This window comes from Paraburkholderia sp. IW21 (genome assembly GCF_041321145.1).
Lineage (GTDB): Bacteria > Pseudomonadota > Gammaproteobacteria > Burkholderiales > Burkholderiaceae > Paraburkholderia.
Genome location: NZ_JBGGWA010000011.1, coordinates 146,285 through 161,362, shown reverse-complemented (window position 1 = coordinate 161,362; position 15,078 = coordinate 146,285). Strand labels below are relative to the sequence as shown.

The 15,078-nt window shown below is 63.5% G+C and carries 11 protein-coding genes and 1 riboswitch; of the genes, 7 read left to right on the top strand and 4 right to left on the bottom strand.

Going from position 1 to position 15,078, the window contains the following annotated elements:
* Window positions 1-40: 40 nt before the first annotated feature.
* Both ACAX43_RS24705 and ACAX43_RS24700 read left to right on the top strand, forming a co-directional pair.
* Window positions 41-409 (top strand): hypothetical protein, encoded by a 369-nt coding sequence (locus ACAX43_RS24705; RefSeq protein WP_370711026.1) that lies wholly within the window; start codon window positions 41-43, stop codon window positions 407-409.
* Complete coding sequence (locus tag ACAX43_RS24700; protein ID WP_370711025.1) at window positions 397-1,599, top strand: ammonium transporter; 1,203 nt, start codon at window positions 397-399, stop codon at window positions 1,597-1,599. Before ACAX43_RS24705 ends, ACAX43_RS24700 begins: the two co-directional genes overlap by 13 nt.
* 21 nt (window positions 1,600-1,620) lie before the next feature.
* Here the strand turns inward: ACAX43_RS24700 and ACAX43_RS24695 are convergent, their stop codons facing one another.
* Window positions 1,621-1,968 (bottom strand): DUF190 domain-containing protein, encoded by a 348-nt coding sequence (locus ACAX43_RS24695; protein ID WP_370711024.1) that lies wholly within the window; start codon window positions 1,966-1,968, stop codon window positions 1,621-1,623.
* Between the two features lie 111 nt (window positions 1,969-2,079).
* Window positions 2,080-2,141: riboswitch (Fluoride riboswitch) on the top strand.
* Between the two features lie 78 nt (window positions 2,142-2,219).
* Here ACAX43_RS24695 and crcB point away from each other — a divergent pair.
* The 5 genes from crcB to ACAX43_RS24670 all read left to right on the top strand — a co-directional run bounded on the left by crcB (window position 2,220) and on the right by ACAX43_RS24670 (window position 12,187).
* The gene (gene crcB / locus ACAX43_RS24690; protein WP_370711023.1) at window positions 2,220-2,600 is read left to right on the top strand and encodes a fluoride efflux transporter CrcB; all 381 of its coding nucleotides are present in this window, start codon (window positions 2,220-2,222) and stop codon (window positions 2,598-2,600) included.
* A gap of 511 nt (window positions 2,601-3,111) precedes the next feature.
* Complete coding sequence (locus tag ACAX43_RS24685; RefSeq protein WP_370711022.1) at window positions 3,112-3,948, top strand: IclR family transcriptional regulator; 837 nt, start codon at window positions 3,112-3,114, stop codon at window positions 3,946-3,948.
* Between the two features lie 361 nt (window positions 3,949-4,309).
* Window positions 4,310-5,707 carry an MdtA/MuxA family multidrug efflux RND transporter periplasmic adaptor subunit gene (locus ACAX43_RS24680; protein ID WP_370711021.1) on the top strand — a complete coding sequence of 466 codons (1,398 nt, stop codon included), beginning with the start codon at window positions 4,310-4,312 and terminating at the stop codon, window positions 5,705-5,707.
* An 18-nt stretch (window positions 5,708-5,725) separates the two neighbouring features.
* Window positions 5,726-8,860 carry an MdtB/MuxB family multidrug efflux RND transporter permease subunit gene (locus ACAX43_RS24675; protein WP_370711020.1) on the top strand — a complete coding sequence of 1,045 codons (3,135 nt, stop codon included), beginning with the start codon at window positions 5,726-5,728 and terminating at the stop codon, window positions 8,858-8,860.
* A 3-nt stretch (window positions 8,861-8,863) separates the two neighbouring features.
* Window positions 8,864-12,187, top strand: coding sequence for an efflux RND transporter permease subunit (locus ACAX43_RS24670; protein ID WP_370711019.1), 3,324 nt, complete (start codon window positions 8,864-8,866; stop codon window positions 12,185-12,187).
* A 46-nt stretch (window positions 12,188-12,233) separates the two neighbouring features.
* Here ACAX43_RS24670 and ACAX43_RS24665 read toward each other — a convergent pair whose 3' ends face one another.
* The 3 genes from ACAX43_RS24665 to ACAX43_RS24655 all read right to left on the bottom strand — a co-directional run bounded on the left by ACAX43_RS24665 (window position 12,234) and on the right by ACAX43_RS24655 (window position 14,895).
* A complete protein-coding gene (locus ACAX43_RS24665; protein ID WP_370711133.1) occupies window positions 12,234-12,698 on the bottom strand; it encodes a hypothetical protein in 465 nt (154 codons plus the stop codon).
* 106 nt (window positions 12,699-12,804) lie between these two features.
* Complete coding sequence (locus ACAX43_RS24660) at window positions 12,805-13,368, bottom strand: peroxiredoxin (RefSeq protein ID WP_370711018.1); 564 nt, start codon at window positions 13,366-13,368, stop codon at window positions 12,805-12,807.
* A gap of 189 nt (window positions 13,369-13,557) precedes the next feature.
* Window positions 13,558-14,895: an EAL and HDOD domain-containing protein gene (locus tag ACAX43_RS24655; RefSeq protein WP_370711017.1), complete on the bottom strand. Its 1,338-nt coding sequence runs from the start codon at window positions 14,893-14,895 to the stop codon at window positions 13,558-13,560.
* Between the last annotated feature and the right edge of the window lie 183 nt (window positions 14,896-15,078).

Here is a 15,078-nt window from a genome sequence, read left to right as displayed (position 1 = left end):
GAGGTCGGTGGCCGGCAGATCATGCACGGGACGGCACATTATGTCGACGTTTGCGCAGGAAGACAAAGACGACGGGCGGCCGAGCGGGCGTGAGCCGCCAGATACGCTAATGCGCGCAACAAATGCGCACAAACGTCAGGCTTTTGAATTAAACGTAAATCAAATCGAATATTTCGCCCGTAATTGGATCATCTCGCCCGACATGGAACCGCCATGCACTTTTATAGTGCGTCCATGCCCGGTTCGAGGTGCAAACGAAGTGCGTCATCAGATCCATGGCGAGCGAGACAACGCCCATTCCGGTGCGGCTTTGCACCTGATCGATGCCCTGCGGCACAAATTTGGCCCACTTCTTGCGTTCGTTGCCCCTTTTTTTGGCATAAGCGGGACATCTCAATGGAAAGTTTGAAAACCGGCAGCGATACGCTCTTTCTGCTACTCGGCGCCGCCATGGTGCTGGCCATGCATGCGGGTTTCGCGTTTCTCGAACTGGGCACGGTCCGCAAAAAGAATCAGGTCAATGCGCTCGTGAAGATTCTGGTGGACTTCTCGGTCTCGACGATCGCGTATTTCTTCATCGGCTACACCATCGCCTACGGCGTGCAGTTCTTCGGCAGCGCCGAGTCGCTGGCCGCGCACAACGGCTATGCGCTGGTGCGATTCTTCTTCCTGCTGACCTTCGCCGCGGCGATTCCGGCAATCGTTTCCGGCGGCATCGCCGAGCGCTCGAAATTCAATCCGCAACTGTTCGCCACCTTCGTGCTGGTCGGTTTTGTCTATCCGTTCTTCGAAGGGATCGCGTGGAACGACCGCTTCGGCATCCAGACCTGGCTCACGCAAATTTTCGGCGTGCCGTTTCATGACTTCGCCGGCTCGGTGGTGGTGCATGCGTTCGGCGGCTGGGTCGCGTTGCCGGCCGTGCTGCTGCTCGGCGCACGCCACGGCCGCTATCACCGCGACGGCGGTATCGCCGCGCATCCGCCGTCGAATATTCCGTTCCTCGCGCTGGGCGCATGGGTGCTGACGGTCGGCTGGTTCGGCTTTAACGTGATGAGCGCGCAGACCATCGACAAGATCAGCGGTCTGGTCGCGGTCAATTCGCTGATGGCGATGGTCGGCGGCACGCTGACCGCATGGCTCGCGGGCCGCAACGACCCGGGCTTCACGTATAACGGCCCGCTTGCCGGACTGGTGGCGGTGTGCGCCGGCTCGGACGTGATGCATCCGCTCGGTGCGCTCGTCACAGGCGGCATCGCGGGCGTGCTGTTCGTCTACATGTTTACCTGTGTGCAGAACCGCTGGCGCATCGACGACGTGCTCGGCGTGTGGCCGTTGCACGGCCTGTGCGGCGCGTGGGGCGGCCTCGCGGCAGGCATCTTCGGCTTGCACGCGCTCGGCGGCATGGGCGGTGTGTCGTTTGGCGCGCAGCTGGTCGGCACGCTGGGCGGCATCGTGGTGGCGTCGCTGGGCGGCACGCTCGTGTACGGGGCGATCCGAATGACGGTGGGTCTGCGGCTCGACCAGGAAGACGAATACAACGGCGCGGACCTGTCGATCCACAAGATTTCGGCGACGCCGGAGCGCGAAAGCGTCGGCTGACGCGCCGGCCGGAAAATACACCTAGCGGCTCGCCGGATCCTTCGTGTCAACTCGCCCGCCGAGCATGCCGAATTCGATCGGGCTCCGCGTGTAGAACACCGGGACGTTGCCCTGCCGCACCGCGTCGAGCAACGTTTCCGCCTCCGCTTCGGTGACCGCGAAGATCACCTGCTGGGGTTGATCCGCCAGTTCGAAGAAGCGCGCGGCATGCCGCTCGCCCGCATGGCCGACGCCTTCCGCCGCCGCCACGACGGTCGCGCCACGAATGCCGGCGTGCTTCGCGATCGACAGCAACCATTCCACGACCGATTGATGGCCATGGCGCCGATTCTGCTCGGTATAGAACGTGAGCTGGTAGCCCTTCGTCATGTCGGCCTCCCGCGCAGCCGCAATAGCCCCACCGCAAACCCTGCATTTATTCTAGGTCGCGCGCGCGACGACCGCGCCCACCTGTCCCCAATGGGCTCGCCGATGCTAGACTCGCGCGTTGGAGATGGCATTCTCCCTTAACCGCCCTTGTGGCTGATGATGCCTGCTTCGCCCGGATGACTGCGGACGCGGCATCGCGCTGCCTGCTCAGCCCGGTTTGTCGACCTTTTGGTTTCGCCAGGGCACTTTGCATGTATTGGTCTATTCTCGCCGTCGGCATCGGCGGCGCGCTCGGCTCACTGTTCCGCTGGTTCCTCGGCATCCGTCTGAACGGCCTGTTTTCCGCGTTGCCGCTCGGCACGCTTGCCGCCAACGTGATAGCCGGCTACGTGATCGGCATCGCGGTTGCGGGGTTCGCGCGGACGCCGCAGATCGCCCCCGAATGGCGGCTTTTCGTCATCACCGGTTTGATGGGCGGACTATCAACCTTCTCGACCTTTTCTGCGGAAGTCGTGCAGCGCTTGCAGGACGGTCGGCTCGGGTGGGCTGCCGGCGAGATCGCGATTCACGTGGGCGCCTCGCTCGTGATGACGGTGCTCGGCATCGCCACCGTCACGCTGCTGACGCGCTGACGCGCCGGCTGCGCTTCTGGCCTTGCGGCTCGGGATCAGTGAGTGCGCACTGCCGGGCGCATAAAAAAAAGGCGTCACGTTTCCGTGACGCCTTAAAAAGTTCTAGCCATTCCGAGGGCCGTGCTAGAACCTGAGAGCCGGCATTCGAAAGTTTGATCCGTGCGCGATGTGGGACGCGGGCGCCGCGCATAGGCGGGCGGCGTGGACTGTTACGGTGGACTGTTAAAGAGACACTCGACCAGACACTGCGCGGACCACGGTCAGTTCAGGACTTCATTGCAGAACCTGAAACCGTCTTTCGAAATCGGGTTCCATTTTTTATGGTTATGCTGACTAAGTCAAGCAAAATCTGGAGTGGCGTCCTTCGCTGCGGAAAAATATTCCGATACAATGAAACTTCAGAGGAAAAATGCGCTACATGCCCTAATTTTGTGCTGTCGGCGGGCCTTTGCGGGACGGTCTCTGACAGGCTGCGCACACAAAAATTGAAATATAGTTCCAGAAAAGTGACATGAACCGACCGAAGCCCGCCTCGACCGTTGCGGACCCCGCCAAAGACAAAGAGGGCTCAGGCGACGAAGTCACCGCGCTGGCACGCGGCTTGACTGTGCTGCGCTCGATCGCCGCGGCGGACGCGCCCCTCAGCAATCGCGAATTGACGGAGTTGACCGGCATTCCCAAGCCCACCGTCTCGCGAATTACCGCCACGCTCGTCGGCGCAGGCTTCCTGTTCCGCCTGCCTGACAGCGAGCGCTTCGTGCTCACCTCGTCGGTACTGGAACTGAGTAATGGCTTTTTGCGCAACTTCGACATCCGGGCTCGCGCGCGGCCCTTCCTCATCGAACTCGCCGAACGCACCTCGTTGTCCGTGCATCTGGCCGTGCGCGATCGCCTCGACATGGTGGTGATCGACGCGATCCGGCCGCGTTCGGCGGTGCTGGTGTCGCGCCTGGAAATCGGCTCGCGCATGAATCTCAGCCGCACTGCGGTGGGCCGCGCCTATCTGGCGGCGCTCGCTGAACCGGAACGGGAAAAATTGCTGATTGGCTTGCAGGCCGCTGAAGGCGACGACTGGGGGCACATCAGCAGCCGCCTCGCAAGCGCGTTGCAGGAAGCCGCGGAGCAAGGCTTCGCCATTGCCACCGGCGAATGGTACGACGGTCTGAACGCCATCGCAGCGGGGTTCATCGGCCCCTCGGGCGAGCGCTACGCGGTCAATTGCGGAGGCTCTGCCGACCAGTGCCCGCGCGATTGGCTGATATCGCGCGCGGCGCCGGCCCTGCTCGAGTGCATTGGCAAAATCGTTCTCGAGATCGGCGGCACGCCCGGACGCCGCCTGGATAACTGAAGCGCTCAGTGCGCGGCCGCCACGGCATTTTCAATCCATTCTGTAACCTCCGTAATCAAAAGAAAAATACACAGGTGGACGGTTACAGACCTCGCAACGTAGGATCATGCTTTCCCGTCGCGGGGTGCTTGCCGGACGTGCTGCTATCACCCTTCGATAACGGCCCGGCCCCGACCTGCCATGATGCCGCATTGCGCTAACATCCTTGTCCCGCACCCCGGGTAGCATCGCGTTGAACATGCGCGGCGCACCCGCTGTCGAAACCGCCTGTCATGCCGCCTGCGTGCCGGTCCGCTGAGTTGTCCAAGCGGCACGATCGCGCGAGCGGCTCACATCAAAAGCCAGCCACCAGACCGAACCGATGGACGAACAACAAAAGCATTCGGAAACTTCACGCCCCGCGGCTCCCGCTTCCCCACCGTCCTCCAGCGGCCGGCCTGCCGGCAGTCCGGCGGGCACCCCGGTTGCAGCCAAACGCCATCGTGGCCGCAACATCGCATTGATCGTCGTCGCGCTGATCCTCCTCGGCGTCGTCCTGTGGCGCTGGCATCCATGGGGCGGCGGCGCGGGCGCGGCTTCCGGGGCGAGCGGCGCGAGCAGTGGCCGCGCGGGCCGCGGCGGGGCCGGCGGCCTCGCCAACGCGGCGCAGCCGGTTCACGTGGCCCCCGCGACGCAAGGCGAGATGCCCGTGGTGCTGACCGCGCTCGGCACCGTCACGCCGCTCGCCAACGTCACCGTGCTGCCGCAGTTGAGCGGCACGCTGCAGGACGTGTTCTTCAAGGAAGGGCAGATGGTCAAGAAGGGCGACGTGCTCGCCCAGATCGACCCGCGCCCGTATCAGATCTCGCTCGAAAACGCGCAAGGCACCCTCGCGCGCGACGAGGCACTCCTGCAAACCGCCCGCCTCGACCTCAAGCGCTATCAGACGCTGCTCTCGCAAGACTCGATCGCCAGCCAGCAGGTCGATACGCAGGCCTCGCTCGTCCGCCAATACGAAGGCACGGTGAAGTCCGACAAGGCGAACATCGACACCTTCAAGCTCGATCTCGTCTACGCGCGTATCACCGCGCCGGTGTCGGGGCGAGTCGGGTTGCGCCAGGTCGATCCGGGCAACTACGTGACGCCGAGCCTGACCAACGGCATCGTCGTGATTACGCAGTTGCAGCCGATCAGCGTGATCTTCACAACCTCCGAAGACAACCTGCAGCAGATCATCCAGCAGACCCAAACGGGCGCGAAACTCTCGGTCACCGCGTATGACCGCAGCAACACCATCTCGCTCGAAGGCGGCTCGCTCGAAACACTGGATAACCAGATCGACACCACCACCGGCACGGTCAAGCTGCGCGCGATCTTCCAGAACAGCAAGAACCTGCTGTTCCCGAATCAGTTCGTGAATACGCGCCTGCTGGTCAATACGATCAAGGACGCGGTGATCGTGCCCACGCCGGCCGTGCTGAACGGCTCGATGGGCTCGTTCGTGTACGTCGTGAAGCCCGACAACACGGTGACGGTGCGGGCGGTCAAGATCGGTCCGGTGGACGGCGAGCGCACCAGCATTAAATCCGGCCTGCAAGTCGGCGAGCGCGTCGTGATCGACGGGTCGGACCGGCTGAAGGAAGGCGCCAGGATCACGATTCCGGCCGACAAACCGCGCGCCGCCTCGGGCGCGCGTGGAGCGAGCGGCGCGGCCGCGGCCTCGGGGGCGTCCGGCGCACGCGGGCATCACGGCAAACACACGGCGCAAGCCTCGCAATAAAGGCACGGCAACTACCGCATGAATCCTTCCCGCGCCTTTATTCTGCGCCCCGTCGGCACCGCGCTGCTGATGGCCGCGATCATGCTGGTCGGTCTCGTCGCGCTGCGCTTTCTGCCGCTCTCCGCGCTGCCCGAGGTCGACTATCCGACGATCCAGGTGCAGACCTTCTATCCGGGCGCCAGTCCGGACGTGATGACATCCTCCGTCACCGCGCCGCTCGAGCGCCAGTTCGGGCAGATGCCGTCGTTGAATCAGATGTCGTCGCAAAGCTCGGCCGGCTCGTCGATCATCACGCTGCAGTTCAGCCTCGACCTGCCGCTCGATATCGCCGAACAGGAAGTCCAGGCCGCGATCAACGCGGCGGGCAACCTGCTGCCGTCCGACCTGCCCGCGCCGCCGATCTACGCCAAGGTCAATCCGGCCGACGCGCCGATCATCACGCTCGCCATCACGTCGAAAACGCTGCCGCTCACGCAGGTGCAGGATCTGGCGGACACCCGTCTCGCGCAGAAGATTTCGCAGGTGGCGGGCGTGGGTCTGGTGAGCCTCTCGGGCGGTCAGCGCCCGGCCGTGCGGATTCAGGCAAACCCGCGCGCGCTCGCCGCGTACGGTCTGAATCTGGACGATCTGCGCACCACGATTTCGAACCTGAACGTCAACACGCCAAAGGGCAACTTCGACGGCCCGACGCGCAATTACACGATCAACGCGAACGATCAGCTGACCGACGCCGACGCGTACAAGAGCGCGGTGGTCGCCTACAAGAACGGCCGCGCGGTAATGCTGACGGATGTCGCCACCATCGTGCAAGGCGCGGAGAACACCAAGCTCGGCGCATGGGTCAACGGAACGCCGGCGATCATCCTGAACGTGCAGCGCCAGCCGGGCGCGAACGTGATCCAGGTGGTCGACAGCATCAAGGCGCTCCTGCCGCAATTGCAACAGTCGCTGCCCGCCGCGCTCGACGTGGAGATCGTCACCGACCGCACCACTACGATCCGCGCTTCCGTGCGCGATGTGCAGTTCGAATTGCTGATGTCGGTCGTACTGGTCGTGCTGGTGATGTACCTCTTCCTCGCCAACGTCTATGCAACCATCATTCCGAGCCTGTCGGTGCCGCTCTCGCTGATCGGCACGCTCGCTGTGATGTACCTGTGCGGTTTCTCGCTGGACAACCTGTCGCTGATGGCGTTGACCATCGCGACCGGTTTCGTGGTCGACGATGCGATCGTGATGATCGAGAACATCGCGCGTTATGTCGAAGACGGCGATTCGCCCCTGGAAGCCGCGCTAAAGGGCTCGAAACAGATCGGCTTCACGATCATTTCGCTGACGGTTTCTTTGATCGCCGTGCTGATTCCGCTGCTCTTCATGGGCGACGTAGTCGGGCGCCTGTTCCACGAATTCGCGATCACGCTCGCCGTGACGATCGTCATCTCGGCAATCGTCTCGCTCACGCTCGTGCCGATGATGTGCGCGAAGCTCTTGCGCCACACGCCGCCGCATGAAAGCCACCGTTTCGAAGCCAAGGCCCACAAGTCTATCGACTGGGTGATCGCCCGCTACGCGGTCGCGCTCACGTGGGTCCTCGACCGCCAACGCGCCACGCTGTTCGTCGCGCTGCTCACGCTCGTGCTAACCGGCGTGCTGTACGTGGTCATTCCGAAGGGCTTCTTCCCCGTGCAGGACACCGGCGTGATCCAGGCGATCACGCAGGCGCCGCAGTCGGTGTCGTATGCGTCGATGGCCGAGCGTCAGCAGGAACTCGCCGCGCAGATCCTGAAGAATCCGGATGTGGAAAGCCTCACGTCGTTCATCGGCGTGGACGGCAGCAACATCACGCTGAACAGCGGCCGCATGCTGATCAACCTGAAGCCGCGCGACGACCGCAGCGACACGGCGAGCGACGTGATCCGCCAGTTGCAGCAGGACGTCGCGCATATTTCAGGCGCCTCGCTCTACATGCAGCCGGTGCAGGATCTGACAATCGACTCCACAGTCAGCCCGACGCAATACCAGTTCATGCTGACCGACCCGAACATCAGCGAATTCACGACATGGGTGCCGAAGCTGGTCGAGCGGCTGAAGCAGTCGCCCGAACTCGCGGATGTGGCCACCGACTTGCAGAACAACGGCCAGTCCGTCTACATCGAAATCGACCGCGCCACGGCGTCGCGCTACGGCATCACGCCCGCCACCGTGGACAGCGCGCTTTACGACGCGTTCGGGCAGCGCATCATTTCGACCATCTTCACGCAGTCGAACCAGTACCGCGTGATTCTGGAAGCGCAGCCGCAGATGCAGCATTACACCGAGTCGCTGAACTCGATCTATCTGCCCTCTTCCACCTCGTCGGGCGGCCAGGTGCCGCTGTCGTCGATCGCGAGGTTCGTCGAGAAGCCCGCGCCGCTGCTGGTCACGCATTTGAGCCAGTTCCCGGCCACGACCGTCTCGTTCAACCTCGCGCCCGGTTCGTCGCTCGGCGCAGCGGTGAAAGCGATCGGTCAGGCGGAGAAGGACATCGCGTTGCCCGCGTCGTTCCAGACGCGCTTCCAGGGTGCGGCGCTGGCGTTCCAGGCGTCGTTGTCGAACGAACTGTTCCTGATCCTCGCGGCGATCGTCACCATGTATATCGTGCTCGGCGTGCTGTACGAGAGCTTCATTCACCCGATCACGATCCTGTCGACGCTGCCGTCGGCGGGGGTCGGCGCGTTGCTGGCGTTGCTGATCACCGGGCACGATCTCGACATCATCGGCATCATCGGTATCGTGCTCCTGATCGGTATCGTGAAGAAAAACGCCATCATGATGATCGACTTCGCGCTCTACGCCGAGCGCGAGGAAGGCAAGCCGCCGCGCGAAGCGATCTATCAGGCGTGTCTGTTGCGGTTCCGGCCGATCCTGATGACCACGCTCGCCGCGCTGCTCGGCGCCCTCCCGCTGATGCTCGGCATCGGCGCGGGGTCGGAATTGCGCCGCCCGCTCGGTATCGCGATCGCGGGTGGTTTGATCGTCAGCCAGTTGCTCACGCTGTTCACCACGCCGGTGATCTATCTCGCGTTCGACTCGCTCGGCCGCCGTGCGCGTGAGCGTTTCCATCGCGGCGATTCTTCCAGACGCGCTCCGCCGCCCGCCACCGATGCAGGGAACTGAGCGATGAACCTGTCGCGTCCGTTTATCTCCCGCCCGGTCGCCACCACGCTGCTGGCGATCGGCATTGCGTTGGCGGGCATTTTCGCGTTCACGAGGCTGCCGGTCGCGCCGTTACCGCAGGTCGACTTCCCGACCATTTCGGTGCAGGCATCGCTGCCGGGCGCGAGCCCGGACACCGTCGCCACCAGCGTGGCCAGTCCGCTCGAACGGCATCTCGGTTCGATCGCCGACGTGACCGAGATGACCTCGCAGAGCTCGGTCGGCACGACGCGGATCACGATGCAGTTCGGCCTGAACCGCGACATCAACGGCGCCGCGCGCGACGTGCAGGCAGCCATCAATGCCGCCCGCGCCGATCTGCCGGCGAGCCTGCGCAGCAACCCGACGTATCACAAGGTGAATCCGGCCGACGCGCCGATCCTGATCCTCGCGCTCACCTCGAAGACGCTGAGCGCCGGCCAGTTGTACGACTCGGCGGCCACCGTGTTGCAGCAATCGCTCTCCCAGGTGGACGGCGTCGGCGAAGTGGATGTCAGCGGCTCGGCCAATCCGGCGGTGCGCGTTGAACTGGAACCGCAAGCGCTGTTCCACTACGGCATCGGTCTCGAGGACGTCCGCGCGGCGCTCGCGGCGGCCAACGCGAACAGCCCGAAAGGGTCGATCGAGTTCGGCCCGAACCGCGTGCAGATCTATACCAACGACCAGGCGAGCAAGGCGGCGCAGTATAGGGATCTGGTCATCGCGTACCGCAATGGTGCGGCGGTGAAGCTGTCCGACGTGGCGGAAGTGGTCGATTCGGTCGAGGATTTGCGCAACATTGGCCTCTTCAACGGCAAGCGTTCGGTGCTGGTAATTCTGTACCGCCAGCCCGGCGCGAACATCATCGACACCATCGACCGCGTGACGGCGATGTTGCCGCAGTTGCACGCGTCGCTGCCCGCCGACGTCGACATCGCGCCGGCCGCCGACCGCTCCACCACGATCCGCTCGTCGCTGAAAGACACCGAGCGCACGCTCGTCATCGCCGTGGCGCTGGTGGTGATGGTGGTGTTCCTGTTCCTGCGCAACTGGCGCGCCACGCTGATTCCGAGCGTTGCCGTGCCGATCTCGATCATCGGCACGTTCGGCGCGATGTACATGCTGAGCTTCTCGATCGACAACCTGTCGCTGATGGCGCTGACGATCGCGACCGGCTTCGTGGTCGACGACGCGATCGTGGTGCTGGAGAACATTTCACGGCATATCGAGAACGGCGTGCCACGCATGAAGGCCGCGTTCCTCGGCGCGCGCGAAGTGGGCTTCACGGTGCTGTCCATCAGTATTTCGCTGGTGGCCGTGTTCCTGCCGATTCTGCTGATGGGCGGCATTGTCGGGCGGCTGTTCCGCGAGTTCGCGCTGACGCTTTCGCTGGCGATTGGCGTGTCGCTGATCGTCTCACTGACCTTGACCCCGATGATGTGTTCGCGCCTCTTGCGCGAACCGCACGAGAAGAAGGAAGAAGGACGTTTCGGGCGCTGGCTCGAACGCGGCTTCACGTCGATGCACCGCGGCTATGAACGCACGCTCGGCTGGGCGCTGCTGCATCCGCGTCTGATCGTGACGGTCCTGATCGCGACCATCGGGCTGAACGTCTGGCTCTACATCATCGTGCCGAAAGGCTTCTTTCCGCAGCAGGACACTGGCCGGCTGGTGGGCGGCATTCAGGCCGATCAGAGCACCTCGTTCCAGGCGATGAAGGGTAAGTTCTCGGAGATGATGGAGATCGTCGGCAAGAATCCGGCGGTGGACAGCGTGGCCGGCTTCAGCGGCGGCCGGCAGACCAACTCGGGCTTCATGTTCGTTTCGCTGAAGCCGAAGAGCGAGCGCAAGCTATCCGCCGACCAGGTAATCCAGCAACTGCGCGCCCCGCTCGGCGACGTGGCCGGCGCGCGGACCTTTCTGCAGGCGGTGCAGGACATCCGCGTGGGCGGCCGGCAATCGAACGCGCAATACCAGTTCACCCTGCTGGCCGATTCGACAGCGGATCTGTACCTGTGGGGGCCGAAACTCACCGAGGCGCTTCAGGCGCGCCCCGAACTCGCCGACGTCAATTCCGACCAGCAGCAAGGCGGCCTTGAATCGATGGTGACGATCGACCGCGCGACGGCGGCGCGCCTCGGCATCAAGCCCGCGCAGATCGACAACACGTTGTACGACGCGTTCGGCCAGCGCCAGGTATCGACGATCTACAACCCGCTCAACCAATACCACGTGGTGATGGAAGTGGCGCCGAAGTACTGGCAAAGCCCGGATATGCTGAAACAGATTTACATCAGCACCTCGGGCGGCAGCGCGAGCGGCGCACAGACTACCAACGCGCCGGCGGGCACGGTGACGTCGAAGGCCGTCAAGGCGGCGAGCACCTCGTCGACGAGCGCGTCGACGGGCGGCACCGCGGGGACAACCGCCTCGAGCGCCGCGAGTATCGCTGCCGATTCCGCGCGCAATCAGGCGATCAATTCGATTGCGGCGAGCGGCAAGTCGAGCGCCTCGTCGGGCGCGGCGGTGTCGACCTCGAAGGAAACGATGGTGCCGTTGTCGGCGATCGCGAGCTTCGGGCCCGGGAATACGCCGCTCTCGGTGAATCACCAGAGCCAGTTCGTGGCCTCGACGATTTCGTTCAATCTGCCGCCGGGGGTGTCTTTATCGACAGCCACTCAGGCGATCTACGACACCATGGCGCAGATCGGCGTGCCGGGGACGATCCACGGCAGTTTCCAGGGCACCGCCCAGGCGTTCCAGCAGTCGATGTCCGACCAGCCGATTCTGATTCTCGCCGCATTGGCGGCGGTGTATATCGTGCTCGGGATGTTGTACGAGAGCTATATCCATCCGCTCACGATTCTGTCGACATTGCCTTCGGCGGGTGTGGGGGCGTTGTTGGCTTTACTGCTGTTCAAGATTGAGTTCAGCATCATTGCGCTGATCGGGGTGATCTTGCTGATCGGCATCGTGAAGAAAAACGCGATCATGATGGTGGACTTTGCCATTGAAGCCTCCCGCCACGGGTTGTCGTCGCGGGATGCGATTTTTCAGGCTTGCATGCTGCGATTCCGGCCGATCATGATGACGACCTTTGCCGCCCTTCTCGGCGCGTTGCCGCTTGCCTTTGGGCGAGGGGAAGGCGCCGAACTGCGGGCTCCGCTGGGAATCTCGATTGTGGGTGGCTTGATCGTCAGTCAGATGCTCACGCTCTACACCACGCCGGTGGTCTATCTCTACATGGACCGGCTTCGGGTTCGGTGGGAGTCGAGGAAGGCCCGCAGAGCGGGCGCTGCGCCCACGTGATTCTTGCGCCGGGCGGCGCTTGGCACCGCCCGGCGCAACGTGAAACCTAAAGCTTCTGCTCCGTGGCGAGCAAAAAAATCCGCGCCCACTGTTTGGCCTGCCGCTCGTCCTGCATGGGCACAAGCCAAACCTGATGCTTCGCGTCCCTGACCTTCAAAGCGACTTGCGATTGAGCATCATGGCCTTGCGGCGCTGCTTCAAGCAGGTCGGCAAAAATATAATTCCCCTGCTCGCCGCCGAGGCGAATCTCACATAGCCGTTTGCCCGCAGCAAGCCGGACCGAACCCCAACTCCCTTTAAGCTCATGCGTCCAATCGCCATCGCGAATGTTGGGCGCGACCTCCTTCCGACGCCGCCACCAATAAAGCGCCGCGGCAATCAAAAGCACAACGACAAGAACAGCAGCCCCAACCGCAATGGCCAGGCCGAACGCCGCCTGCAAGGCATAAAAAGCCTGCACTGCGCCATACACCAGCGCGATCAGCGCGATCAACGCAACAAGAATCGGCATCATAAGCTCGCTAGACAAAAAATCAGCCTAGCACGGTGCCGCCTTAAACCTCATGGCAAAAAACCATTGCGAAAAATGTGCTGTCGCGCGAGTGCCCGGCTCTACGCTACTGCTGCTTATGCGTTGCCGCCCACTCCTTCACCGCCTTGAGCGTGTTCTCGACGTGCTTCTCCGGCGAGAGGCTCGTGTACTCGTAAATGATCTTGCCGTCCGGCGCGATCACGTACGACACGCGATTGGCCATCGAGCTATGCATCGGCAAGCCCGCGTCATATTCGCCGATCACCTTCGAGTCGGCGTCGGCAGCCACCGGGAATTTGCTGCGGCATTCGCTCACCGAAAACTTCGTCAAGGTGTCGATGTTGTCGTGCGACACGCCGATCACCGTAGCGCCATATTTCTTGTATTCGTCGACGGCGTCGGCAAACTCGTGGGCTTCGATCGTGCATCCCGACGTGAACGCCGCCGGATAGAAATACACCACCACCGGGCCTTTCTTCAACTCCTCGGCCAGCGAATACGTATAAGTCTTGCCGCCCAGCGAAGCCTGCGTGGTGAACTGCGGCGCTACGGCGCCCGGCTTGAGCGTGGCCGAGGCCGTCAGCGAATGCATCGCGAACCCCACCGACAACACGGCGGCGAGCGCCACCGGTATGAGCTTTCTCTTCATCTGCAGTCCCTCGAAACGTTAATGCACGCGGTTGCGCACTGAGCCGGAGGTCGCGGCGTTCAGCCGAATTCCGGCACTCTCAACTCGCTATTGGACCACGTACAGACAAGGTACGTAGGAACCCGCAGAAAGGATGCACGGCGGATGCGCACGGGAAGCACGCTCGCACGCACGATTGCGGCCCAGGCGTCAGGCGACCGCCTCTTGGATATGCGAGCCGAACCACGCCGCGGCGGACAGGTTCAGCTCGGCCAGCACCTCGGGCGTGAGTGAGGCGAAACCCGCCGGCGCATCGGGTCCGGCTGCGATCAAGGTGGGCTCGGCACCCTCCCCGGCCGCTTCGGCAATCCGCAACAAGGTGCCGAGCGCACCGCTCTGCGAGACGATCGCCTCGCGAATCTGCGGTGCAAGGCCGAGTTTCTCGAGTACCGCCGCCGGCGTGCTGCCGAGCACCACATGGATCAGAGAAAAAATACCGGTCATGAAAGCGGCATCGGCAAATTCGTCGTCGGACGGGCGTAGCCGGCCTGCGGCCAGCTCCATGAAGCGCGAGCGCGTGCCGGCCAGTTGCACCAGCGGATCGGCGCGCCACGGCAGATCGCCGCAGTCCGCGTACAGCAACAGTTGCGCCCAGCGCGAAATCTGCCGCGTTCCGGTGGCGATGATGGCCTCGCGCAGCGAGGCGATATTGCGTCCCAACCCGAATCCGCTCGAATTGACGAGGCGCAGCAGTTGCACCACCACGCTAGGGTTCAGCTTGAGCTCCGCCTCGAGCTCGACAATCCCGGCGTCGCGCGACAACAGCGCCAGCAAACGCAGCAGTCCGGGGCGCGGCGAGCGGTTGCGCGGCGCGGCCAATACCTGCGGCCGCGCGAAAAAGTATCCCTGAAACAGATCGAAGCCGAGGTCGCGAGCGAGCGCGAAGTCTTCGCGCGTCTCGACTTTCTCCGCGAGGAGCGTCTTGCCGTGGCTGCGCACCGTCGATGCCAGCCTGGCAAGCACGGGCCGCCTGGTCTGCAGGAAGTCAATCTTGACAATGTCCGCGTACGGCAGCACGGCGAGCAGTTCGTCGGACAGGTCGCTGACGTCGTCGAGCGCCACCTGAAAGCCGGCGCGGCGCAATTCGGTCAGCCGGCGGGCCAGTTGCGCATCGAACTTCACGGTCTCAAGGATTTCGAGCACGAAGCGCTCGGGTGGCATCACATGGACGATGTCGTTAAAGAGCAGCGCGCGGTCGATGTTGACGAAGCCGCGGTGCCGGCCCAGCACCGCCGGCACGCCGATCCCGCCGATCGCGCGGGCCACGACCTGCGCCGTGGCCTGGGCATCGTCGGTGACTTCGGCGTAGTTGTGCGCGCCGGCTCGAAACAATAATTCGTAGGCATTCAGCGCGCCTTCGCGATCGAGAATCGGCTGGCGGCCCAAATAGACGAACTGCGCATCGGACGCCGGGCCGGCGTTTTCGGCACATTGCTCGAGCACCTCGACGTGCCGGGGGAGGGCCCCGACAGAGTGACGTTCAGACATGGATCATCGGTGCAAGTGTTCGGAAAGCTGCGCAGCGACGTCACAGCCGGACTGCACAATGGGTTTGCCGTATTAACGGACGGCAAGCCGCGTCACTTTAACCGAATCGCGCCCGCGACGACGCGGGACGACGCAACCGCTCCCTTACAATTTGTTTTTTGCAGCAGACACTAAAGATTTCCC

What these genes read in the sequence shown, in the direction of transcription:
- crcB (WP_370711023.1), top strand. Translation starts at nt 2,220, where the DNA reads ATGTATTGGTCTATTCTCGCCGTCGGCATCGGCGGCGCGCTCGGCTCA.
- ACAX43_RS24705 (WP_370711026.1), top strand. Translation starts at nt 41, where the DNA reads ATGTCGACGTTTGCGCAGGAAGACAAAGACGACGGGCGGCCGAGCGGG.
- ACAX43_RS24670 (WP_370711019.1), top strand. Translation starts at nt 8,864, where the DNA reads ATGAACCTGTCGCGTCCGTTTATCTCCCGCCCGGTCGCCACCACGCTG.
- ACAX43_RS24665 (WP_370711133.1), bottom strand. Translation starts at nt 12,698, where the DNA reads ATGCCGATTCTTGTTGCGTTGATCGCGCTGATCGCGCTGGTGTATGGC.
- ACAX43_RS24660 (WP_370711018.1), bottom strand. Translation starts at nt 13,368, where the DNA reads ATGAAGAGAAAGCTCATACCGGTGGCGCTCGCCGCCGTGTTGTCGGTG.
- ACAX43_RS24655 (WP_370711017.1), bottom strand. Translation starts at nt 14,895, where the DNA reads ATGTCTGAACGTCACTCTGTCGGGGCCCTCCCCCGGCACGTCGAGGTG.
- ACAX43_RS24700 (WP_370711025.1), top strand. Translation starts at nt 397, where the DNA reads ATGGAAAGTTTGAAAACCGGCAGCGATACGCTCTTTCTGCTACTCGGC.
- ACAX43_RS24675 (WP_370711020.1), top strand. Translation starts at nt 5,726, where the DNA reads ATGAATCCTTCCCGCGCCTTTATTCTGCGCCCCGTCGGCACCGCGCTG.
- ACAX43_RS24680 (WP_370711021.1), top strand. Translation starts at nt 4,310, where the DNA reads ATGGACGAACAACAAAAGCATTCGGAAACTTCACGCCCCGCGGCTCCC.
- ACAX43_RS24695 (WP_370711024.1), bottom strand. Translation starts at nt 1,968, where the DNA reads ATGACGAAGGGCTACCAGCTCACGTTCTATACCGAGCAGAATCGGCGC.
- ACAX43_RS24685 (WP_370711022.1), top strand. Translation starts at nt 3,112, where the DNA reads ATGAACCGACCGAAGCCCGCCTCGACCGTTGCGGACCCCGCCAAAGAC.